Here is a 22,163-nt window from a genome sequence, read left to right as displayed (position 1 = left end):
ACGTCTCTGAACATTACCATTAACCTTTGGAAGCAAGGATTTTGCTACACTCCAAATGGTAAAAGGTTACGTTACAGGCTAACAATTGAAGAAGGTGACTGGATTTTGCAAGCACAATACAGATCGACCCGGGCCGAAATCAACCTGGATCACCTTGGCGCCAACTATGAAGCCTTTCGCAAGGCATTGCCTGCGGATAAGCTGATGCTGGTCTGTGTCAAGGCTAATGCCTACGGACATGGTGCCGTGGAAATTTCAAAGGAAATGGAACGCCTTGGTGCAGATTATTTGAGCGTCGCTTTTCTGGATGAGGCTCTGGAGCTTCGTCATGCGGGGGTTGGACTGCCGATCCTAGTACTCGGCTATACCTCGCCTGAAGCTGTCCAAACGGCTTGGGAGCATGATATCTCATTGACTGTGTTTAGTGAGGAAGTGCTGGAGGGTATCCGCAGACTGGACCGCCAAGGAAGCGAACGCAAGCTGAAGGTGCACATCAAAATAGACAGCGGCATGGGAAGACTCGGTCTGCTGCCTGGAGAAGCGGCTTTGGCTTTTGTCCGCCAGGCTCACGAATTAGAGCAGGTGCTGTTGGAAGGCATGTACACCCATTTTGCCCGCGCGGATGAAGAAGATAAAAGCTATACACTGCTACAATATGATCGGTTTCGGGGCGTGGCGGATGCGCTAAGGGAACAAGGTATTACTATTCCCATTATACATACGGGCAACAGCGCGGCCACCATTGATACCCCTTCCCTTTCCCCCAATATGGTGCGGATTGGCATCAGTATATACGGTTTGTATCCGTCTGATGAGGTTAACCGGCAAGTCATTGAACTGTTGCCTGTATTGTCATTAAAGACGGCGGTGGTTTATACCAAGACGCTTCCTCCTGGATGGGGAGTTAGTTATGGTACCCGGTATGTGACCTCTAGTGAAGAGCGGATCGGCACACTGCCAATCGGTTATGCGGATGGATATTCTCGCATGCTAAGTGGGAAGGTTGAAGTGTTGATACGCGGTCGTCGCGTCCCTGTACTCGGTACGATCTGCATGGACCAGTGTATGGTATCCTTACAATCTTTCGCAGAGGATGCGGAAGAAATCCAAACCGGCGAAGAGGTTGTTCTCATCGGCCAGCAGTCCGGCGAAATCATTGCGGCGGATGAGCTGGCATCCAAGCTTGGTACGATCCACTATGAGGTGATCTGCATGATCGCAGACAGGGTACCGCGTGTTTACATGCGAGATCATGTTCCTGTCGTTCGGGTGAACTCGCTTCTTCCAACCCACTGGAATTAATTTCATAACGCAAATTACCGGATAAAAGCAGGAGTTTTCGTAGAACGTCCCGAAATATGTACAAAGGAAAGAAAAGAGCGCTATAACTGTCAAAAGACGCATTAGGCTCCGCTGACACTTGTATTTCGGGGATCAAACGCCTGTACGAAAACGAACTGCGTAGTTTATAATGGAATGCAGCATAGATGATATACGAATATCATATACATTCTCTTATATTCCGTTTGAATAAATTACCGGGAATAACGTTATAATGGTACAATGGCGACAAGGTTTTGGGGGTGGAAGAGAAGTTGGCCAATTTGCAGAACACCAAAAGAATAATGATCAGTTTGCCAGATCATCTCTTGCAGGAAGTGGACGGGATCGTAGCTATGGAAAATTCCAACCGCAGTGAATTTATCAGGCAGGCAATGAAGCTTTATGTAGGTGAACGTAAAAAACGTTACATTCGTGAAGCTATGCAGCGTGGATACATGGAAATGGCTAAAATTAACCTGACCATGGCATCCGAAGCCTTTCACGCGGAGGAAGATGCAAACAGCACCTTGGGCCGTACAGTTAGCGGGGTGTAATCCATATTGATCGTAAAGCGCGGCGACGTTTTTTTTGCAGACCTTTCACCCGTAGTCGGTTCCGAGCAAGGTGGCGTCAGACCTGTGCTGATTATTCAAAATGATATCGGCAACCGGTTTAGCCCTACCGTGATCGTAGCAGCCATCACTGCACAGATTCAGAAGGCAAAGCTGCCTACACACGTGGAAATCGACGCGGCGACGCATGGCTTTGATCGTGATTCTGTTGTTCTTCTGGAGCAAATCCGGACAATCGACAAGCAAAGGCTTACCGACAAAATCACCCATTTGGATGAAGAAACCATGCGCAAAGTGAGCGACTCGCTACAGATCAGTCTCGGTTTGATTGATTTTTAGTATGATGGAACGACGAGTGAAACGGGAAAGGACAGCGCTCTAGCGCTGTCCTTTTGCATGTCCGAAGAAAAGTACAGGTAGGGCTTGCTTTTACGTCACCTGCTGGCGCTTTGAATCATTTTTTGTGATAATAAAAGACATGATGTATGACAAGAGCTGTGAGGAAGAAGGGATAGGTTTGTCTAACGAGGAAATGAAGACGGAAATTGGGCAGGAGCCGAACGAAGCAGAACGCCAAGAACGGATTGTCAAACAAGTGGCGAGAGAGCTGTCGCTGGCACTCAAGCAAATCCGGACAACGATCAGTTTATTGGATGAAGGAAATACCATTCCTTTTATCGCGCGTTATCGTAAGGAAATGACAGGGGAGCTGGATGAAAATCAGCTGCGTGAAATTGAAGATCGTGTGCTGTATTTACGTAATCTGGAGGATCGTAAGGTAGAGGTCATCCGCATTATTGATGAACAGGGCAAGCTGACTGAAGAGCTGCAGGCTGCTATCACTTCTGCGGTTAAGCTTCAGGAAGTGGAGGATTTGTACCGTCCATATCGGCAAAAGCGCAAGACTCGCGCCAGTGTGGCAAAGGAACGGGGGTTGGAGCCGCTGTCCATCTGGATTTGGGGTCAGCCGAAGCAGGGTGATGCTTTGAAAGAAGCTGAATCCTATGTGAATGCTGAGCTGGGAGTCGAAACCCCTGAGTCTGCCATCCAAGGAGCCATGGATATTTTGGCCGAAAATATAGCTGATGATGCGGCTATTCGCCAATGGGTGCGCCGATATACACTGGATCATGGAATGTTGACCTCTGAAGCAAAGGATACCGAGCAAGAGTCTGTGTATGAAAATTACTACAGCTATCGTGAGCTGGCTAAGAAAATGCCACCTCACCGTATTCTGGCGATTAATCGCGGGGAGCGGGAAGGCATTCTTAAGGTTGGTTTGGAGGTAGCGCCAGATTCCATTTACAATTATGTAGCAGGTCAAGTGATTAAAGGATCGTCTGTTGTAGAGAACCTGCTACGCAGTGTCATTGAGGATGCGTATAAAAGGCTTATCGCGCCATCTATCGAACGTGAAGTGCGCGCTGAAATGACGGAGAAGGGCGAGCAGCAGGCCATCTCTATCTTTGCAGGCAATTTGCGCAGCCTGTTGCTCCAAGCTCCGATTAAGGGGCGTCGTGTGCTTGGAGTCGATCCAGCCTATCGGACAGGTTGCAAGCTGGCGGTTGTCGATGACACAGGCAAGCTGCTGGAAGTGGCTGTGACGTATCCGACACCGCCAAACAACAAGAAACGTGAGGCTGCAGAAACGTTCAAACAGCTGATTGCCAAATACGATATCGAGTTGATTGTCATTGGTAACGGAACTGCATCACGTGAGACAGAGCAATTCGTAGCCGAAGTTATCGCGGATATTGGTGACAGCAGCCTCGCGTATCTGATCGTCAATGAGGCAGGTGCGAGCGTATACTCTGCCTCCAAGCTGGCACAGGAAGAATTCCCTGATTTGGACGTAGCTGAGCGCAGTGCGGCGTCTATTGCGCGTCGTGTGCAGGACCCGCTGGCTGAGCTTGTCAAAATTGAGCCGAAAGCCATTGGTGTAGGCCAATACCAGCATGATGTGTCGCAGAAACATCTGGATGAAAGTTTGAAGGACGTTGTAGAATCGGCTGTTAACCACGTTGGTGTGGATGTGAACACAGCCTCCTCGGCGCTGCTGTCCTACGTAGCAGGGATCAACGCGACCATTGCTAAGAACATCGTTAAGTACCGTGAGGAAAACGGTAAATTCAGCAACCGTCGTCAGTTGCAGAAGGTGCCGCGTCTTGGTGCAAAAACCTACGAGCAATCCATTGGTTTTATCCGTATACCAGGTGGCGAAAATCCACTGGATCGCACGCCGATCCACCCTGAATCGTATGCTGTCGTAGACCGCCTGCTGGCGGAACTGGGCATCAGTGCCCATGATCTGGGTTCGAAAGCTGCGACAGAAGCGCTGAATGTGTCTAATATTGAGCAGTTGGCAGCGAAGCTGGAAGTTGGTGTGCCAACATTGCGGGATATTTTGGACAGCCTTCAGCGGCCGGGGCGTGACCCGCGTGACGAGCTGCCATTGCCTGTATTCCGCAAGGATGTGTTGAAGATCGAGGATCTGGCACCGGGTATGGAACTTCAAGGAACTGTCCGCAATGTCATTGATTTCGGTGCATTTGTTGATATCGGTATTAAAAGTGATGGGTTGGTTCATATTTCACAGCTGCGCAGTGGTTTTGTTAAGCATCCAATGGATATTGTATCTGTTGGTGATAACGTAACAGTGTGGGTGTTGAATGTTGATTTGAAAAAAGGCAGGGTAGGTCTGACCATGAAACCTCCCGCAGATGCGCAGTCACAGGCATAGTGCTATAAATAAAGCTATATGACATTTTGTGAGGGTATAAAAAAAGCCGGAATCTCCGAATCATATCGGAGACTCCGGTTTTCCATTTCTGGATGTTTCTGATTCTATCCGTTGTTGGCATCAAATTCTATACCAGGTGCTTTATGATAAAAAAACCAACAATCATTCAACAGTCTAATTTGGCGTCGGTCCTTCTTGTAAAAGGCCCGCATGAGCTGGTTACTAAGCCATTGAGGCAAGCCGATCTCCTCCTCTGCGTTACATCTGTATGTTTAGCATATGGGGTGGATACCTAAAGTGTGCTTAATGAACCAGCGTTAGACTTCGGCCGTTATTTTATAATATGCTTGTCAGTATGGAGCAAAGGAGGGAAACCATAAAGATGGAGTCCGAGTCTCTGAGCAATTCAATGAACCCTTCCATGAACCCTTCCATGAGTAATAAAGAACTTCAAGAATGGGTAGAGCGCATCTCGCTGGAGAGCTTTGGCGTGCCGTTTCAGCATCAAGCCACCTTTAACTCGCGCCTGTCTTCTACAGGCGGTCGATATTTTATGAAAAGTCATCATATTGAAATTAATCCACATCAACTCGCCGCTTATGGACGCTCTGAAGTGGAAAAAATAATAAAGCATGAGCTGTGCCATTATCATCTACATCTGCGCGGAATGGGCTATCAGCATCGTGATGCTGATTTCAAAGCATGGCTGGCCCGTGTAGGAGGGAGCAGGCATTGTCAGACTCTGCCGGGAAGAGTGGGAAGAAAACCTCAGCCTTATCGTTACAAGCTGGTGTGTGTTTCCTGTCAACAGGAGTATATGCGCAAGCGTAAAATGAACCCACAGCGATATCGCTGTGGAAAATGTGGAGGTAAACTTCGCTTGTTGACACTTGACGTAACCCCCTGATTCATGGTAAATTAACCATACTGTATGATAATTTACAGTAATGTTCCCTGATAGCTCAGTTGGTAGAGCACTCGACTGTTAATCGAGTTGTCACAGGTTCGAGTCCTGTTCGGGGAGCCATGGAGAGATACCCAAGTGGCTATAAGGGGACCCTCTGCTAAGGGGTTAGACTGCGTAAGCGGTGCGAGGGTTCGAATCCCTCTCTCTCCGTTGGTATTTTAAGTAGAATAAGGACGCTCGTATGCATGGTAATGATGCTTGCGAGCGTCCTTTTCGTTTAGATCTGCTTTTTAAGTAACGTAGCAGCCAATCCCTTCTATTTCACAGTGTCAGCCTTGACGGTTTTGAGTAAGTTCAACAGAGCATGAGCAACGCCATCTTCCACATTGGTCAGGGTAACGTCGGAGCAGACTGCCTTTATATCGTCTTTTGCATTGCCCATGGCGATACCTCTCCCAGCCATCGTCAGCATGGAAATATCGTTATAGCTGTCTCCGATCGCTACCGCTTCCTGCATGGGGATGCTCAGATGATTCGCGAGATAACGCAATGCATTACCTTTAGACGCATCCTTATGCTCGACTTCAAAGTTACGATCTGAGGAAATGACCATGTTCAGACCTTGAAAATCTCGGTAACGTTCACGCCCCCATTCCAATTTGGCTTGATCAAAGGAGAAACAGAGCACATTATATATCTCTACATCCAGTGGAATCTGCTCATATGAAGCGATGCGGGTATGCCCGGTCTGTTCATATTGCTTTTCAGCTGCATGTAATAAAGTATCCAGTGAAATATCTGGGTTGGCGCTCAGCAAGCGGTCCATTTCAACAGCAAGTAGCTGATGTCCCTTTTGTGGAGAATAAATGGCCCGGTCTGTCATGACCTCATAGTAGAAGTCGTTACCCTCGAGCCAGCTCAGCACTTCAAATGTTTCGCTCCGGCCCATAGGAGTAGAGGTTAACTGGCGACGATGCGCATCGTGTACAGTGGCGCCGTTTGCTCCAATGACAGGAGTAACCAGCTCTGCTTCCTCTAACTTTGTCCAGGCATCATAAGCGGCTCTGCCAGTGGCAATTGTCACTTGAACACCTTGCTGCTGTGTCTTGCGGATTGCCTCTGCGTTGGCTTTGCTTATTTTTCCTTCCTCGTTCAATAGCGTTCCATCCATATCAATCGCAAACAGTTTCATTTCTCTCCAGCTCCTGTCTTCTGATATCTCTGTTATACATATTGCGTCTAGTTAGAGCGATTGGCTTCAAATTTATGAGGGGACAACAACTTCGATATCATGGTGTTGCAAAATTTCCAGCATCGCTGATTCTGGCAAGCGATCGGTGATCACGATATTAACCTCAGACAAATCAGCAAAACGATACGGGAAATTGATTCCGAATTTCGAATGGTCCGCAAGGATGATCACCTGATCCGCCTGTTTCATCATCTGATGCTTCAGCATACCGTCTTCTTCATGAATCAGGCTTAGTCCGTGAGCTGATATACCACCAATCCCGATAAAAGCTTTGTCTACAAAATAGTGAGACAAAGTGGCGATTACGGACGAGCCGTATACATATCGGTGTTCTTTTTGCAGGCGGCCTCCCAACAGATGAATGGAGACACCGTCTTTTCCAGATAGTACGTCAGCCTGATTAATTGAATTGGTGATAACCGAACATTCCTGCACATTCAGCCTTTCTGCACACGCCTGTACGGTGGTAGAGGAATCTAATATAATACGATCCCTGTCCCGTACCATGTTGGCAGCCAATTGTCCGATCACTTGTTTCTCCTCAGATACGGTAAGCAGTCTTTCGTTATAATTTCCAATTGGATCGTGATGCAGTTTAGGGAGTAGGGCGCCGCCGCGGGTGCGAATAATTTTTTGATGCTCTTCAAGTTTTACCAGGTCTCGACGGGCCGTATCCCGTGAAACATTAAAAATTTCACAAATATCATCCACCGAAATACGCTTGTGAAGCTGTAAGTAATCGACGATTTTTAACATTCGTTCTTCCTGATACATAGAAAGCTCCTCTGATATATAATCATTTCGGTATCTCGTAAGTGATTATAAGTAATTGTAAGTGATATTGCAATCATTTATCATGATTTTTCAGGGGTTAAATGATCATATATAAGTTAATGTAAGTGAACATGCATTTTATAAATATATAAAATAGCTTTTTTAAAATTTTTAAAAATAAGTATTGCCATTTACAATTCTATTTGATATACTCTTTCTTGTCGCCAAGTTGGTGTACATTAATAAGGCCCGTTGGTCAAGGGGTTAAGACACCTCCCTTTCACGGAGGTAACAGGGGTTCGAATCCCCTACGGGTCATTGTTGTCTTTATAGACTACATGTTGCATGCTTAAGGGGAATTCCTGAGGTCTGGTCTAATGGCGGACAGCTTGGATGAAAGCATGAGCCATTAGCTCAGTTGGTAGAGCACCTGACTTTTAATCAGGGTGTCGAAGGTTCGAGTCCTTCATGGCTCACCATATATATTTTGTTATGCGGTCGTGGTGGAATGGCAGACACGCTATCTTGAGGGGGTAGTGAGCGTACGCTCGTGGAGGTTCGAGTCCTCTCGACCGCATCAATGGAATAAACGGAAAAGTCTCTCGCGTTAGAGGCTTTTTTTATTTGTGCATTGATGCAATTAAACAATGATTATGATGAAATAATGATTCCATAGTATAATATGACGCCATAATGTTATAGAATAATAAATATATAAACTTATGAAGTGACGGTGAAAAATATGGACACTCAACTGTTAGGAAATATATCAGAAAATATTTTGGGCTTGTTTCCGATTGTGAAGAAGAAATTTTTCACCTACGGTCCGCTTGATTTTCCATTGCATTTGTCGCCTAATAACTTTCAGGTGCTCATGCTTCTGCGTGAAGTGCGTTCGTCTACAGTATCCGATTTGTCCAAACAACTTAATGTCTCACGCCCGAATATGACTCCTCTTCTGGATAAGCTGGTGGAGCATGGGTTGGCTGACCGCCAATCGTGTGACTCGGATCGTAGAGTCGTGAACGTAGCCATTACAGAAGAAGGCGATGCTTTTTGTGAACAGGTATTTCATACCTTCTCTAATAAAATTCAAGAGAGACTGGTGTATCTGCCGGAAGAAGAATTATTGCACTTGAGTGAAACGTTGAACGAATTGAAGCAGATTTTACTTAAAATCGACAACTCTGCTACGTGATTGATTGGCGTAAGCGAACTGACTTAAAGACCGCCCTTTCTTCGGAAAACAGGCGGTTTTTGTTGCATATTGTGGTATAATGAAAACCAACATACATAATTCGGTAATTTTAGCATACGTGATCTTTGAAATGGGAACAGGGTACATGATATCGTTATTTGGAGAGCCTGCTAGGGAGGAAGGAACTTCTATGCAATCTATTTACCAACGCATTGAGGAGCTCATTAAGGAACGAGGTATGACGAAAAAGGCGTTTTGCCAGCAGTTGGGCATTAGTACAGGAAACTTTGGAGATTGGAAAAGAGGAAAAACGACACCGGGCACGAATAAACTCATTGAAATCGCTTCGTTTTTTAATGCTAGTCTGGATTGGATTATGCTGGGTCGAGATGTGCAGAGTAAAGTACTAAAGGAGTCGCAGGACCCTTATTTTTTTGGAGCTTCAGGGCAACTGAATTGCCAGGGGGAATCGCTAAGTGAGGCGGAAAGAGATTTTATACTTGAGTATATTGAATTTACCCGTTTTCGTAAAGAGAAAAACCAGCATAATTCAACTACTGATTAATGTTTGCTGTGAGGTTTGATAAGGATGTCCTAATGTGTACAATTGAAAAATAATTAGAAAAAAGCTACAGTTTCGGAGGGGAAACGTTTTGGGAGATCAAACTATTTATCAGCGGATTGAAGCTTTAATTAAGGATCGGGGAATGACCAAAAAGGCATTTTGTGAAAAGCTTAAAATCAGCTCAGGGAATCTCGGTGATTGGAGAAGAGGAAAAACAACGCCAGGTACCGCCCATTTGATTCAGATTTCGGACTTTTTTAATGTATCGCTCGACTGGTTGATGAAAGGAATTAAGCCGGGGGAAGGCGTGCTTCAGGAGCAGAAGGCTGCTTATTTTTTTGGGGTGATGGGGCCATTGAATTGCCAGGCTGAAGATCTTGAAACAGAAGAACAGAACTTTATTTTAGAATATGTTGAATTTGTGAAATACCGTAAGCAAAAAAGGGAGAAGGACAAAGCGAAACTTGAATAATCTATGGCTAAGCGCCTGGGTGGATAACCCGTAAAACGGACTGAGGGGTTCGGTTTACGGGTTTATTTGATTTCCTGATAATATGGCGGCGCGTCGGATGCTGGAATGCTTGTTGGGTTTAGTGTGGTGTCGCCTCCTTATAATCGTTATCGTCGATATTCAGAATTGCAGCAACTTGTTTTCTGTACCTTTGTGCTTTACGGGTGCCGTGAATCAGATTGGACAAGCGTGAAGGTGGAATATTGTGTGTCTCGCAAAATGTTTTCTGATCCAGTCGAAGCTCGACAAGCCTTTGTTTGATGGCCCACCCGAAGGAGGTGACAGGCATTTTGTTGTTCAAGAGAAATCGCCCCTTACGGATTCTTGCAGAATAATTGGTGTGATATAATAATCATCAGTAAACATGTTAGAATTAACCATCTAAAACTATGATACACTTTTATACGTGTTTATACAATCTTAAATGCGTTATTTTATTAAAATAATTACTTAATTAAGTGCAAAAAGTGAAAATAATCCGACTATAGTCTGTGAGTGGTATGAATTTGGATACATGAATTAAAAATACTCTGCCGCTTGAGAAAAGGGCAGAGTATTTTTAATGTGACTGCTAGACTGGTAAAACGACGCATCAGAGGGAGGCTGGAAGGCGTTTGAATAGGATGGAGGAGGAAAAGGGCCTGGATGCACTCAATTGGCTACTATGGCTCATATAGGGTGGCTGAGTGATGTAGGAACTGGTCTGATGGCTATGGAAAAGGTGAGACTGAAATAAGCTTGGCGTAGGTTCGTTAAATTTCTTCCAGGTGGTGAGCAACTCGCTGGTCATGTGATCGATAAGAGGATTCTTTTCCTCGTAAGGAGGATTGAGCAGTCTGAAGGCATCTTCGATACAGAAGGATACCGCTGTGGCAAAATAGCCGTGAATGGTCTGTTCTATATCGGTTCCAAGAAGGAAGTTAATCCAAGTGTGGACAGTAGCGAGTGTGCCAATTGCATTGTATTGAGTGAGTGTGTCTTCCAGTTGGTCAAATGCAAGCCAAGGATAAAGAGCCTTGGTGAGCTTGAGCAGACGCTGGCCAGAAAGTCGCGATTTTTTCACATACTGCGAGGAAGGATGTTGGGTGTACAGCATTTTATCAATAAGGGCGATCCGCCAACCGTCATTCTGCTGGATGGCTGAATACAGACTTTTGATGGCCATGCCGTCAAGGGATGTAATTTGAGGATACCAATCGTCTCGCATAAAATGTTTCAGATCCTGTAGACTGTTCAAGTTTCCGTTACGGAAACGTTCATCCAGTCCGTAGAAACGGGTAAAACCACCAATGGGTAGGGAAGGGTCCAACAACAATGCGTAGTTTAGCAATCGGTTACCTTTATGCAGGATGGTTCGCCTCCTTTAGGTGAATATTTGTGTCAGTTTATTTGACTCTAATCTTATTTATATAATAATAGTTCGATTATTTATGTAGTATATATTTACACTTTGAGCTCTTTCATGTCAAATTAAATAATTTTATTGCTTATATATGTTATATAAAGTTACACTAAAAATAATTATAATATTATTGTTTACAAATTGTTGCTGAGAGAGTATAATAAATCTGTTGCCTCAATACATTATGACATGCGGTCGTGGTGGAATGGCAGACACGCTATCTTGAGGGGGTAGTGGGCGTACGCCCGTGGAGGTTCGAGTCCTCTCGACCGCATTATGTGTAATACCCAGTTGAAAAAGCATCCTGACACGTTTTACGTGAAGGGGTGCTTTTTTTGTTAAATATTTTTCGTTATATCATTCTGTTACAGAAGCGGTCATATGGACAGCGGACCGCTCGTTAACTTTAATGAAGAAAGATGTCAGTTTTTCCGCAAAAGCTTCTCTATATCTCCTATAAGCTTATCTGGAGTGGTTTGCGGCGCATAACGCTTAAATACGTTACCTTCTCGTGTAATTAAGAATTTAGTGAAATTCCATTTGATCGCTTTGGAGCCTAATACTCCCGGAGCAGTGTGGGTCAGGTAGCGAAATAGAGGATGTGCCTGATCACCGTTGACATCTGTCTTGGCGAACATGGGGAAGGTCACACCGTAATTGATTTGGCAAAACTCAGAGATCTCCTCGCTGGAGCCCGGCTCTTGTTTGGCGAACTGGTTGCTGGGAAATCCCAAAATTTCGAGCCCCTGTTCATGATACTGGTCATATAGCTCTTGTAGCGCCTTGTACTGGGGGGTTAACCCACATTTGCTGGCAGTATTCACGATAAGTAGAACTTTCCCTTCGTATGTGGATAACGGAATTTGTACCCCTTGTAGGGTCTGTGCATCATATTTATATACGGTCAAGATATCCCTCCTCATTCAATATTCTGCAATTAAATTGTAAGCAACTCAACAAGGGGTTGCAAGTCCAGAAGAGTATACGGGCATTGGACCATTGTAAAATCGTCTTTTGTTCAAAACGGTAAATCGCACTTCAAATGGAGCTAATTGAGGTGTTTCTTCTCATAAAAACGGGTTCAATCGGTAATTATCTGGCACATATAGCGTATTTTCTTTCTTTTTTGCAAATAAGGAGTAACTAAGCCATACCCTACGCTAATATTGACATGCCTTTCATTTTCAAAAAGGGGTGAAATACAGAGTTTTAAAGAGATACGAGAAGCATAGATGCCTTGTAAGCGTTATTCTTAATCTCCTATGCTCAAAAGGGTGATTTATAGCCCCGCCGTTGAGCTTTACAGTCTTCCTTGCACGGGTGTATGATTCAAGACGTAATTTCAAATTAACACCAATGAAGCAACAACGAATTGTCTAAAGCGCTGAATTTTGCAGTTGCAAAAGCGGGGGAACCAACGAGTATGTACGGTTTTGCAAGCCGTGTGTGTCTCATGGGGTGAATTTTCCGGCCAAGTGCCGTAAATAGGGCGACTCTCACGTCCGAATCCGACAGCTAACCTCGTAAGCGTACAGGGAGAGGCAACAAACCGCCGTGTGCAGCCATGGTTTATTTTATCATGGAATGTATGAAGCCGGAGGAAGCCTTTTTCCTTCGGCTTCTTTTTGTTGTCTTTTTATACCGGGAGAGGAGCTACTGATGGAAGGTCGGTTAATTATTGTCACTGCACCGAATGAAGCGGGCAGAAGTTTTGTGAAATTGCTTATGTTTAAAAAATTGGCGTTTGCAGTTCTCACAAATAGCACTCAGGAGGAACGACAGCTCAAAAAAATGGGTGTGGAGCACATTGTGCGCATCAATACGATGCAAGCGGGAAAATGGAATTTTCCTAAAAAAGAAATTGGTAGTGTGTATTTGTTCGAAAACAGCTTGAATCTGACTTGCCGTTTCCTGCAAATATGTCGGCCACTAACATCAGAATTGATCTATGTTATTACGCACGGCTGTAATCCACAAGGAATTTATCGGGGATTGGGAGCGGACCATGTGATCTACACATTGAACGGAGAGGTGGGTTTCCTGCTGAACGGATAAGCACTTATAACATAGCTGGTTTATGATTTTATGATGGAATCGGAAATGACGATCTGAAGAGCGATACGGAGGGTATGAACATGATGGATTTATACATGCTGCTCATAATGGCTGTGAGTTATGGAGTGATACTGCTGTTTGTACGCTGGTGTGATGCGCAGACCTCAAAAGGAGGCCGAAGAGGATGATTGTTGTGCTAGGACTCACGGCTATTGTGTTCGTGTATTTAATCTACGCACTCCTGAATCCTGAAAAGTTCTAGTCAACTATAGGATCGAGCAGGCGGGAACAGCAGATCAAGAATGAAGCATCAGAGGTGTAGATTTTCGCAAACGTGTGCACTCATTGGATGTTCTGAATCAGGTCTGTTGTTCCAAATGCAGGAGCATTATAAGGAGGAATAGAGGATGGAGCTACTGCAAATTGGAGTTGTGATCGTCATATTGCTGCTCTTGGTAAAGCCGGTGGGCACCTATATGTATCACGTATTCTCGAATGAACCGAATCGGACGGATCGGATTTTTGGTGAAACGGAAAAGCTGATTTATAAGGTTGTAGGCTTGAAGAAACAGGACAGCATGCGTTGGACCACGTATGCTATGAGTTTCATTGCAACCAATGTGGTGCTTGTGGGGATCAGCTACCTGCTATTGCGCTTGCAGGCTATACTCCCAGGCAATCCGGTTGGAAACAGTAATATGGAAGCATCATTGGCCTTTAATACGGTAATCAGCTTTATGACCAATACGAATCTCCAACATTATAGCGGAGAAAGCGGGCTTACGTATCTGACACAGATGGCGTTCGTCACGATGATGATGTTTACTTCGGCTGCTTCGGGGTTTTCGGTTGCTGCGGCTTTTATGAGGGGACTGACGCGGCGCGGTGAAGGAATGGGTAATTTTTTTCAAGATTTTATTAAAGCCAACATACGGATTTTTCTGCCGCTTGCCTTTGTACTTACGCTGGTGCTGGTGGGACTAAAAGTACCACAGACGCTACAGTCCACGGCGGATATTACGACTTTAAGCGGTACACAGCAGCAGATTGCTATGGGACCCATTGCCTCATTGGAATCCATCAAGCATTTGGGCACGAACGGGGGCGGTTTTGCGGGAGCTAATTCTGCTCATCCTTTTGAGAATCCAAGTCCTTGGACGAACGTACTGGAAATTTTAGCAATGTGGGTAATGCCGGCTTCGCTGCCGTATACTTTTGGATTGTTTGCCCGTAATCGCAAGCAGGGCTGGATTATTTTTAGCTCGATGATGGTCTTGTTCCTTATTTTTCTATCCATAACGTATGTGTCGGAGAAGACAGGTAATCCGTTAATCCAGGCACTGGGTATGGATGCATCTCAGGGAAGCATGGAAGGGAAAGAGGTTCGTTTCGGCATTGGACAATCGGCACTATTCACTGCGGTTACAACAGCGGCAACGACAGGTTCGGTCAATAATATGCATGATACACTGACCCCGCTAGGTGGTATGGCTGCTTTGGGAGAAATGATGCTAAACGTCATTTTTGGCGGCAAGGGCGTCGGGCTGATGAATATGCTGATGTATGCAATTCTTGGGGTATTTATATGCGGTTTGATGGTCGGAAGAACCCCGGAATTTATGGGTAGGAAAATTGAAGGCAAGGAAATGAAGCTGATTGCGATTGCCATTTTGGTACATCCGTTTCTTATTCTAGCTCCAACTGCGCTTGCGTTTATGAGTCATTGGGGATACGATGCGGTCTCTAACCCCGGATATCACGGGTTGACTCAGGTTCTCTATGAATATGCATCATCTGCGGCAAATAACGGTTCAGGATTTGAAGGTCTTTCAGATAACAACGTGTTCTGGAATGTTACAACAGGAGCAGTTATGTTCTTTGGACGATATGTATCCATGATTGCATTGCTGGCTGTGGCAGCTTCGTTGAATGCCAAAGCCCCGACCCCGGTGACGATAGGCACACTGCGCACGGACAACAAGCTGTTTGGAGCCATCCTCATCGGAGTTGTTCTGTTGATTGGTGCGTTAACCTTTTTGCCGGTGATCGTATTGGGTCCTGTAGCTGAATTTTTGACCATGTGATGAAAAATGAGAATGGATGAACGGGGTGCTTGATCATGAAGGAAGAACGCAAACGCATGCTGGATAGAAGCATCTTGAAGCAGGCGGTCAAGGATAGCTTTATAAAATTAAATCCGATGATCATGATGAAAAATCCTGTCATGTTCGTCGTAGAGATCGGTACATTGGTTGTGTTGCTCATGCTGCTGCTTCCCGGTTATTTTGGAGTCGGCAAGGAAATGGGCTTTAACTTGGCTGTATTTATTATTCTGTTGTTCACGCTGCTTTTTGCTAACTTTGCCGAAGCGCTCGCGGAGGGACGGGGGAAGGCACAAGCTGCTTCCTTGAAAAAATCCAAGCAGGACTCGCAAGCTAATAAGCTTGTCGGAAATGAGATTCAGGTAGTCAGCTCGACAGCATTGCGTAAAGGTGACGTGGTAATCGTCTCTCAGGGCGAAATGATTCCAAGTGATGGTGAGGTCATTGAAGGCCTGGCTTCGGTGGATGAATCTGCGATTACGGGAGAATCAGCTCCGGTCATTAAGGAATCGGGCGGTGATTTTTGCTCGGTAACTGGCGGGACGCGGGTGGTCAGTGACCGCATTAAGGTGCGAATTACGACTGAGCCGGGTGAGACGTTTATTGATAAAATGATTTCGCTCGTGGAAGGTGCACAGCGGCAAAAAACGCCAAATGAAATTGCGCTGAATACATTGCTGATTAGTTTGACGATTATTTTTCTAATTGTGGTGGTGACACTGGCTCCGATAGCCCGTCATTTTAAGATTGATTTGCCTGTTCCCGTGCTGATTTCGTTGCTAGTCTGTCTGATTCCGACCACGATTGGCGGGCTTTTGTCGGCTATTGGGATTGCCGGTATGGACCGGGTTACCCAGTTTAACGTGCTGGCCATGTCAGGCAAGGCGGTAGAAGCATCCGGGGACATCAACACGATGATTCTCGATAAAACGGGTACCATCACCTTCGGAAACCGGATGGCGAGTGAATTCGTGGTGGTAGATGGTGTAGAAAAGGCAGAGTTAGCGAAATGGGCGGCGATGAGTTCACTAAAGGATGAGACACCTGAGGGGCGCTCGGTGCTGGAATTGATGCGCAAGCAGGAGTACACGTTGGATGAATCCTTGGCAGCAGGTGGGACCTTTATCGAGTTCAAGGCAGAAACCCGGATGAGTGGTCTGGATCTCGGCGATGGACGAAGAGTACGCAAAGGCGCCGTGGACTCTGTCCGGCAGTGGATTGTATCGCAAAAAGGCAGTGTTCCGGCTGATCTGGAGGAAAAAGCAAATCAGGTAGCCGCAGAAGGAGGTACACCGTTAGCGGTGGCGCTGGATGATCGGATATACGGCATTATTTATTTGAAGGATACGGTGAAGCCGGGCATGAAGGAACGCTTCGATCAGCTTCGGGAAATGGGCATCCGCACGATTATGTGTACCGGTGATAATCCGCTGACCGCTGCTACAATTGCACGTGAAGCAGGTGTGGACGATTTTGTAGCAGAAAGCAAGCCGGAGGACAAAATTGCGGTTATCCGCCGTGAGCAGGAGCAGGGCAAGCTGGTTGCCATGACTGGAGACGGAACCAATGATGCGCCTGCGCTGGCCCAGGCAGATGTCGGTCTTGCCATGAATAGCGGTACGGTCGCGGCCAAGGAAGCTGCTAATATGGTGGACCTGGATTCTGATCCGTCCAAAATTATTGAGGTGGTCGCCATCGGAAAGCAACTGCTTATGACACGCGGGGCATTAACAACGTTCAGTATTGCGAACGATGTTGCTAAATATTTTGCTATCATTCCGGCGATGTTCATGCTGGCTATTCCACAAATGAGTGCACTGAATGTCATGGGACTGGGTTCCCCGCTCTCGGCTATTTTATCGGCGCTTATTTTTAATGCAGTCATTATTCCACTTCTGATTCCGCTGGCAATGAAGGGCGTGAAGTATAAGCCAATGAGCTCGGATCGTTTGCTGGGACGGAATTTACTGATTTATGGCCTGGGCGGTATGGTGGTACCGTTTGTCGGCATTAAGGCCATTGATTTGCTGGTACATTTGTGGATTTAGCGCAGAAAGGGTGAGCGACATGAGTGGTTTTTATCGGATGTTGTCTGGACGCAGGTTTGCTGCACATGAGAAAGCCGGATCTGGCGGACAAGGTCATAACAAGCGTACAGGGACGGAGGCAGTGCCGGAAAATCAACCGGAGAGACATGAGATGCGAGGAAGCGCGGTTATTGGAGTGGCTTTACGAACTTCTGTGCTAATGATCCTATTATGCGGATTGGCATATCCGCTAGTTAGTACAGGAGTGGCGCAAGTCCTGTTTCCGCAGCAAGCAAACGGCAGTATGCTTCGTGACACGGAGGGGCGGGTAATCGGCTCTGAGCTGATTGGGCAGTCCTTTACCAATCCGGCGTTTTTCCAAGGTCGGGTATCAAGTATCGATTACAATGGGGCTGGTTCAGGCTCAAGTAATTACGCACCCTCGAACCCGGCATTGGTGCAGCGGATCAAGGATTCTATTGCGGATTGGCAGAAGCATAATCCGGATGTACCCGTCAGTCAGGTTCCATTGGACCTGATTACGAACTCCGGCTCCGGTCTAGACCCGCACATCTCCCCACAGGCGGCACAGGCTCAAATTCCGCGTATTAGTGGCTTGACGGGGATTGGTCAGGACCAGCTGAAGACGCTGGTGCAGGAGCAGACAGAAGGCCGCAGCGCCGGGGTGTTCGGCGAGCCGCGTGTGAACGTGCTCAAGCTGAATCTCGCGCTTGAAGCGCTAATGAAGGTTAAGCCAGTTAAGTCATAGATGGACGAAAAAGGTATCCCCTAGCGATAAGTTTGGAGGGATACCTTTTTCTATGGATTAGGGTGCTCTGGGATGGATAGCTGCAAAGGAAGTATTTTATTTCTTATAGGTGATATGAATTTGTTGTTTACTTATTTACTTAGTTTTATATTGTTTGATGAATTTTTGGCTTTCCTTAAGGCTGAAGCGAGTACCAACATGTATATTAATACAATAATACCAATGACTAAGTAAGATAATTTAATATTCATTAAATCGGTGAGAGTACTGCTCAAAATAGGGCCGATCATTAGACCAATCGAGTATGCCGTGTTATAGAGAGCAAAAGTAATTCCATAAGAATGAATTCCACTTCGTTGAGAAATATCAGCAAGTTGAGGTAAGCAGGGAGCAAGAACCATACCCATGCTAACTCCTAAAACAGCTAAAATAACAGCTTGAAGTGATAATATTGCTGGAAGTGCAGTTAGAGGAAGAGCAATGGATACCATAAGTAGACCGAGGAGAATTCCATTTTTATAGCCGATCTTGCTGGAGAATTGACCTATAAAGGGGGTTGCCAGGCCATAAGCAAGTGTGGGAATAGCAAATAACAGTCCGATAACTCCTGGATTAGCGTTAAAATTATGCTGTAGGTGTAACGGTAATGTTGGCTCAAGTACGCTTGGGACGGATGCACCGATAATTACAACCCCGATAACCAAAAGCAAATCTTTATTTTTCATGAACGAAAAAGGAGATAAGTACTTTTCATTTTTCTCTTCCGGAATATCGTGCAGGAGTACTAGTCGAAGTACAGCATCGACGACGGCCAATGCGATGGCAAAGTAAAAAGGGAACTGGTAACTTCCCCATTGATACAACCAACCGCCTATTGTCGGTCCGAGAAGGGTTCCAGCGGCTTGCCCAGACAACGCCAAGCCCATGGCTTTGCCGCGTCCTTCAGATGGGTATAGCTCAGCCAGCAGAGCGAGCCCTGCTGTCCAGGTCATGGCGGCTGCGACCCCTTGAAGAGCACGTGCCAGTACAAGCAGCCAGAAGGTGTGGGCTATGGCGAACATTAAAGTGGAAGCTATGAGTCCAATTAACCCCCATAACAGAGGAGTCTTTCTCCCAATTCGATCCGTTAACAGACCAAAAATAGGAGTAGCTATAAACAGTGCAATTGCATAACTGCTGAATAAAAATCCAATTTCGGTTTGAGTTGCTCCAAGAGAATCTGCGTATCTTGGCAAAATGGGGACGACTAATCCATAGATTAACATGTCAATGAACACAGCTAATCCGACAACCGTTAGAGCAGCTTTTTGTTTATAGTGCGCTCCTTTACTTATTTTCATCATTACATCCTCCTATAAATTTCTTCTGATTTCCTCTTTAATTTGCTTAACAAATTTTAATTGCAGCTCGCATTGATCATAAATATTTTTGAAAATTAACATGACGTTTACAGGGATATCCATAAGTTCAGCTTTTTGCTCCTGGCCTAGTTTCATTTCTTTATAAATTTTTTCAATGGCTTGATGCTGAAAACTTAAAGCTTCTTCTATTTCATGGAGGCCAGCCTCATCCATAAAAGTCAAAGCTGTGTACAGGGCTGTTGGAAACACAACAGAAGTTTCTTTAAATGATTCGATTAAAAGCCGACTAAACTCATTTTTTCCAGCCTCCGTGATAGCATATATAGCTTTGGACCGGTTTCCTGTCTGTTCTAATGTTTCTAAACGTACAATTCCTTCTGAATCCAGTTTTTTTAGAGCATGATATATGGAAGCTGGTTGCACATAAGCCCATTTATCCGTTTGTGCTGATTGCATTTTCTGTTGTATTTCATATCCTGACATTGCTCCATATTGCAGCAAGAGCCCAAGAACCATTACACGTGTTGTACTCATGATGATATCTCCTCCATAACTTTATTGCTAAATGTTTTATACTAAATATTTAGTAAAGGATTATAGTCGGATTATATCATTACAATCCAATGATGTAAAGGTTTATTGCCTACTTGCGTTCCTCACTGTGTCTCTTCAAAAGAAGCCGTATTGGCGAAATAAAGTTTTTTTATTTATTAAATCTGATTAAATTTATACAGTTTGCGATTATAAATTTAGCCTGAGAAACATTAATTCCATATTTACTTTACGAAAATATGGAGGTAGAATATTTCTTGTGTAACATACTAAATATTTAGTATTTTATATTTTTTAAAAAATGTATAGTTATTAATGTTTTCTATTCTATTAGAGAGGTGGAAATATATGAACAGTCAATAATGATGCTTACATTTTCATCGGAAAGGTACTTTCTGCAAGGGGAGTGATCCGAAATGTTAAGCAAGGTAATCAAGGATATCCGGTTTATTAGAGAAATGGACCCAGCGGCAAATAGTTGGCTTGAAATAGTATTATGTTACCCAGGTTTTCATGATCTGATATTCTATCGATTATCCCATTTCCTTTTTGAGGTTCATTTGTATTTATTTGCGCGAATGTTATCTAATTGGGGACGATTTTTTACAGGAATAGATATACATCCAGGCGCGAAGATGGGGGATGGGATTTTTATAGATCATGGTATTGGGGTTGTAATAGGTGAAACTGCTGTAATAGGAAGCAATGTGACGATATATCAAAATGTTACTTTAGGAGGCACTGGGAAAGATGTGGGGAAAAGACACCCTACTATTGGAAACAGGGTTGTTTTAGGGGCGGGAGCTAAAGTATTAGGCCCTATTAGAATTGGCAATTCCTCCAAAATAGGAGCAGGTGCAGTAGTATTAAAAAATGTTCCCGACAATTGTACCGTCGTTGGTGTATCGGCAGGCATAGTGAAATGGAATGGATATTCAATCATAAAAAACAACCAGCATAATAAGTCAGTGGTCAGATACCATAAATGATCATATTTAGAGGAGGAACTATTATGCATAAGCAAGCCCCTGTGCAATTATCTAAATTAATCCAGAATGAAACTGTGTATTTCTGGTCTCCATCCGTTCGTTGGTGCAAAACAGAGGACGCTGTTGAAATTGAGCATTCCATATTCTCTGGTATAGCACTTGAATTATTCCCTGAGTTGTACTACATAACGCAAAAAGGCATAAAGCTGGAATCTCTTATCGAGCATTATTCTCATTTAAATCAGGAACACCTTGTTGATTTTATTAAACATTTAATTAATGAACGCATATTAGTAAATTCTATTTTATCCCCTCAAGAGCTCCTTTATCCGCATAATTATCTTGTACACAATCCTCACCACGAAGACACTTTCATTGATCCGGAACGTTACAATCACTTCAAACAAAAACAGCTTGAACGCTCATTTTCGAATGTTATGGAGTATGAACTTCCTCTAGAGGATGTTTCATTCACAGAAGAGATTGTAAATCGCAGATCTTATCGTAATTTTGATATAAATCGCAAACTTCCATTTAAAACATTTTCAAAGCTAATCTCTGTTTTTAAGCAGACGATAACTAATGGGGAGATTCGCTATTTTTACGCAACTGATGGTGGATTGTATCCAATCGATATATTCATTTATGTTAAGGAGGCCCGCATAGAAAAGGTGAAGGCAGGCTTATATTACTATAATCCAGTACGTAATATGCTACAAATGGTAAGCAGCGCCTGTGTTATCACACAAGAAGCTCATTATGCCCAAAATCAAGAAATATTTAGCACATCAGCTTTTTCTGTATTTATGGTTTATGACAGTGAGGTAACGATGCCGAAATATGGGGGAATGGGCTATTTGTATGCTGCTATCGACTGTGGTATTATGGTGCAACTGTTTACTCAAGTAGCTGAACTGGAGCAGGTGGGGTTGTGTTCTATTGGTGATATGAATTTCCGGAAAATCAAAAAATATTTCAAACTAAATTCGAGTCAGGTTATGCTGCACTCCATTGAAGTTGGACTCAAGTAAATAGAAGATGGAACCTCGGCAGGGAGGAATAAC

General features: G+C 44.6%; 23 protein-coding genes, 6 tRNA genes and 1 riboswitch. Of the genes, 21 read left to right on the top strand and 8 right to left on the bottom strand.

All coding sequences use genetic code 11. The annotated features are described in order from the left end of the window. Nucleotides 1-105 precede the first annotated feature (105 nt). The 4 genes from alr to ACXHJ2_RS16910 all read left to right on the top strand — a co-directional run bounded on the left by alr (nucleotide 106) and on the right by ACXHJ2_RS16910 (nucleotide 4,635). Nucleotides 106-1,302 carry an alanine racemase gene (alr, locus tag ACXHJ2_RS16925; RefSeq protein WP_165080542.1) on the top strand — a complete coding sequence of 399 codons (1,197 nt, stop codon included), beginning with the start codon at nucleotides 106-108 and terminating at the stop codon, nucleotides 1,300-1,302. A gap of 293 nt (nucleotides 1,303-1,595) precedes the next feature. Continuing rightward, on the top strand, nucleotides 1,596-1,877 hold the full coding sequence (locus ACXHJ2_RS16920; RefSeq protein WP_007429334.1) for a CopG family ribbon-helix-helix protein: 282 nt from the start codon (nucleotides 1,596-1,598) through the stop codon (nucleotides 1,875-1,877). Between the two features lie 6 nt (nucleotides 1,878-1,883). Then, entirely contained in the window at nucleotides 1,884-2,234 is a 351-nt protein-coding gene (locus ACXHJ2_RS16915) for a type II toxin-antitoxin system PemK/MazF family toxin (protein WP_007429335.1), read from the top strand. A 178-nt stretch (nucleotides 2,235-2,412) separates the two neighbouring features. Then, nucleotides 2,413-4,635, top strand: a complete 2,223-nt coding sequence (locus tag ACXHJ2_RS16910) for a Tex family protein (protein ID WP_185156509.1) — start codon at nucleotides 2,413-2,415, stop codon at nucleotides 4,633-4,635. Nucleotides 4,636-4,739: 104 nt separating this feature from the next. Here the strand turns inward: ACXHJ2_RS16910 and cmpA are convergent, their stop codons facing one another. Then, nucleotides 4,740-4,874, bottom strand: a complete 135-nt coding sequence (gene cmpA, locus ACXHJ2_RS16905) for a cortex morphogenetic protein CmpA (RefSeq protein ID WP_013369928.1) — start codon at nucleotides 4,872-4,874, stop codon at nucleotides 4,740-4,742. Between the two features lie 143 nt (nucleotides 4,875-5,017). Here cmpA and ACXHJ2_RS16900 point away from each other — a divergent pair, with 143 nt between their 5' ends. The 3 genes from ACXHJ2_RS16900 (at nucleotide 5,018) to ACXHJ2_RS16890 (ending at nucleotide 5,752) form a co-directional block, all read left to right on the top strand. Next, the gene (locus ACXHJ2_RS16900; protein ID WP_165080546.1) at nucleotides 5,018-5,542 is read left to right on the top strand and encodes a SprT family protein; all 525 of its coding nucleotides are present in this window, start codon (nucleotides 5,018-5,020) and stop codon (nucleotides 5,540-5,542) included. Nucleotides 5,543-5,586: 44 nt separating this feature from the next. Beyond that, a tRNA-Asn gene (locus ACXHJ2_RS16895) sits at nucleotides 5,587-5,662 on the top strand. A 1-nt stretch (nucleotide 5,663) separates the two neighbouring features. Further along, nucleotides 5,664-5,752: transfer RNA gene (locus tag ACXHJ2_RS16890), tRNA-Ser, on the top strand. A 106-nt stretch (nucleotides 5,753-5,858) separates the two neighbouring features. On the opposite strand, the gene ACXHJ2_RS16885 is transcribed toward ACXHJ2_RS16890, so the two are convergent. After that, a complete protein-coding gene (locus ACXHJ2_RS16885) occupies nucleotides 5,859-6,734 on the bottom strand; it encodes a Cof-type HAD-IIB family hydrolase (RefSeq protein WP_165080548.1) in 876 nt (291 codons plus the stop codon). Nucleotides 6,735-6,806: 72 nt separating this feature from the next. Next, on the bottom strand, nucleotides 6,807-7,568 hold the full coding sequence (locus ACXHJ2_RS16880) for a DeoR/GlpR family DNA-binding transcription regulator (RefSeq protein ID WP_165080550.1): 762 nt from the start codon (nucleotides 7,566-7,568) through the stop codon (nucleotides 6,807-6,809). A 246-nt stretch (nucleotides 7,569-7,814) separates the two neighbouring features. Here ACXHJ2_RS16880 and ACXHJ2_RS16875 point away from each other — a divergent pair. The 6 genes from ACXHJ2_RS16875 (at nucleotide 7,815) to ACXHJ2_RS16850 (ending at nucleotide 9,803) form a co-directional block, all read left to right on the top strand. Continuing rightward, nucleotides 7,815-7,886, top strand: a tRNA-Glu gene (locus ACXHJ2_RS16875). An 85-nt stretch (nucleotides 7,887-7,971) separates the two neighbouring features. Further along, nucleotides 7,972-8,047 (top strand) — tRNA-Lys (locus tag ACXHJ2_RS16870). Between the two features lie 15 nt (nucleotides 8,048-8,062). Beyond that, a tRNA-Leu gene (locus ACXHJ2_RS16865) sits at nucleotides 8,063-8,145 on the top strand. Between the two features lie 165 nt (nucleotides 8,146-8,310). Beyond that, the gene (locus ACXHJ2_RS16860; protein WP_014599548.1) at nucleotides 8,311-8,766 is read left to right on the top strand and encodes a MarR family winged helix-turn-helix transcriptional regulator; all 456 of its coding nucleotides are present in this window, start codon (nucleotides 8,311-8,313) and stop codon (nucleotides 8,764-8,766) included. 190 nt (nucleotides 8,767-8,956) lie between these two features. Beyond that, on the top strand, nucleotides 8,957-9,331 hold the full coding sequence (locus ACXHJ2_RS16855) for a helix-turn-helix domain-containing protein (RefSeq protein ID WP_013369933.1): 375 nt from the start codon (nucleotides 8,957-8,959) through the stop codon (nucleotides 9,329-9,331). Nucleotides 9,332-9,419: 88 nt separating this feature from the next. Next, complete coding sequence (locus tag ACXHJ2_RS16850; RefSeq protein WP_165080552.1) at nucleotides 9,420-9,803, top strand: helix-turn-helix domain-containing protein; 384 nt, start codon at nucleotides 9,420-9,422, stop codon at nucleotides 9,801-9,803. 118 nt (nucleotides 9,804-9,921) lie between these two features. On the opposite strand, the gene ACXHJ2_RS16845 is transcribed toward ACXHJ2_RS16850, so the two are convergent. After that, nucleotides 9,922-10,143: a Rha family transcriptional regulator gene (locus ACXHJ2_RS16845; protein ID WP_013369935.1), complete on the bottom strand. Its 222-nt coding sequence runs from the start codon at nucleotides 10,141-10,143 to the stop codon at nucleotides 9,922-9,924. Between the two features lie 291 nt (nucleotides 10,144-10,434). Continuing rightward, nucleotides 10,435-11,172 (bottom strand): urease accessory protein UreF, encoded by a 738-nt coding sequence (locus ACXHJ2_RS16840; RefSeq protein WP_165080553.1) that lies wholly within the window; start codon nucleotides 11,170-11,172, stop codon nucleotides 10,435-10,437. A 263-nt stretch (nucleotides 11,173-11,435) separates the two neighbouring features. On the opposite strand from ACXHJ2_RS16840, the gene ACXHJ2_RS16835 reads away from it, so the two are divergent. Then, nucleotides 11,436-11,518: transfer RNA gene (locus ACXHJ2_RS16835), tRNA-Leu, on the top strand. 148 nt (nucleotides 11,519-11,666) lie between these two features. On the opposite strand, the gene ACXHJ2_RS16830 is transcribed toward ACXHJ2_RS16835, so the two are convergent. Next, on the bottom strand, nucleotides 11,667-12,152 hold the full coding sequence (locus tag ACXHJ2_RS16830) for a glutathione peroxidase (protein WP_165080555.1): 486 nt from the start codon (nucleotides 12,150-12,152) through the stop codon (nucleotides 11,667-11,669). 464 nt (nucleotides 12,153-12,616) lie between these two features. Beyond that, nucleotides 12,617-12,790: riboswitch (cyclic di-AMP (ydaO/yuaA leader) on the top strand. Between the two features lie 113 nt (nucleotides 12,791-12,903). On the opposite strand from ACXHJ2_RS16830, the gene ACXHJ2_RS16825 reads away from it, so the two are divergent. The 5 genes from ACXHJ2_RS16825 (at nucleotide 12,904) to kdpC (ending at nucleotide 18,197) form a co-directional block, all read left to right on the top strand. Further along, entirely contained in the window at nucleotides 12,904-13,299 is a 396-nt protein-coding gene (locus tag ACXHJ2_RS16825) for a hypothetical protein (protein ID WP_016820703.1), read from the top strand. Between the two features lie 184 nt (nucleotides 13,300-13,483). Then, nucleotides 13,484-13,561: a K(+)-transporting ATPase subunit F gene (gene kdpF / locus ACXHJ2_RS16820; RefSeq protein WP_080561203.1), complete on the top strand. Its 78-nt coding sequence runs from the start codon at nucleotides 13,484-13,486 to the stop codon at nucleotides 13,559-13,561. 145 nt (nucleotides 13,562-13,706) lie between these two features. Continuing rightward, a complete protein-coding gene (kdpA, locus tag ACXHJ2_RS16815; protein WP_165080557.1) occupies nucleotides 13,707-15,383 on the top strand; it encodes a potassium-transporting ATPase subunit KdpA in 1,677 nt (558 codons plus the stop codon). Nucleotides 15,384-15,418: 35 nt separating this feature from the next. Continuing rightward, on the top strand, nucleotides 15,419-17,449 hold the full coding sequence (gene kdpB, locus ACXHJ2_RS16810; RefSeq protein WP_165080559.1) for a potassium-transporting ATPase subunit KdpB: 2,031 nt from the start codon (nucleotides 15,419-15,421) through the stop codon (nucleotides 17,447-17,449). A gap of 19 nt (nucleotides 17,450-17,468) precedes the next feature. Further along, nucleotides 17,469-18,197 carry a potassium-transporting ATPase subunit KdpC gene (gene kdpC, locus ACXHJ2_RS16805; protein WP_165080561.1) on the top strand — a complete coding sequence of 243 codons (729 nt, stop codon included), beginning with the start codon at nucleotides 17,469-17,471 and terminating at the stop codon, nucleotides 18,195-18,197. Between the two features lie 131 nt (nucleotides 18,198-18,328). On the opposite strand, the gene ACXHJ2_RS16800 is transcribed toward kdpC, so the two are convergent. Both ACXHJ2_RS16800 and ACXHJ2_RS16795 read right to left on the bottom strand, forming a co-directional pair. Next, a complete protein-coding gene (locus tag ACXHJ2_RS16800) occupies nucleotides 18,329-19,537 on the bottom strand; it encodes an MFS transporter (RefSeq protein ID WP_165080586.1) in 1,209 nt (402 codons plus the stop codon). 12 nt (nucleotides 19,538-19,549) lie between these two features. Further along, complete coding sequence (locus tag ACXHJ2_RS16795) at nucleotides 19,550-20,092, bottom strand: PadR family transcriptional regulator (RefSeq protein WP_058829167.1); 543 nt, start codon at nucleotides 20,090-20,092, stop codon at nucleotides 19,550-19,552. Nucleotides 20,093-20,526: 434 nt separating this feature from the next. On the opposite strand from ACXHJ2_RS16795, the gene cysE reads away from it, so the two are divergent. Together cysE and ACXHJ2_RS16785 are read left to right on the top strand one after the other, a co-directional pair. Beyond that, a complete protein-coding gene (cysE, locus tag ACXHJ2_RS16790; RefSeq protein WP_081317829.1) occupies nucleotides 20,527-21,099 on the top strand; it encodes a serine O-acetyltransferase in 573 nt (190 codons plus the stop codon). A 23-nt stretch (nucleotides 21,100-21,122) separates the two neighbouring features. Next, nucleotides 21,123-22,130 carry a SagB/ThcOx family dehydrogenase gene (locus ACXHJ2_RS16785; RefSeq protein ID WP_058829168.1) on the top strand — a complete coding sequence of 336 codons (1,008 nt, stop codon included), beginning with the start codon at nucleotides 21,123-21,125 and terminating at the stop codon, nucleotides 22,128-22,130. Nucleotides 22,131-22,163 lie beyond the last annotated feature (33 nt).

It is taken from the genome of Paenibacillus sp. ALE3, assembly GCF_054113405.1.
This window is presented reverse-complemented; position numbering and strand designations above follow the sequence as displayed.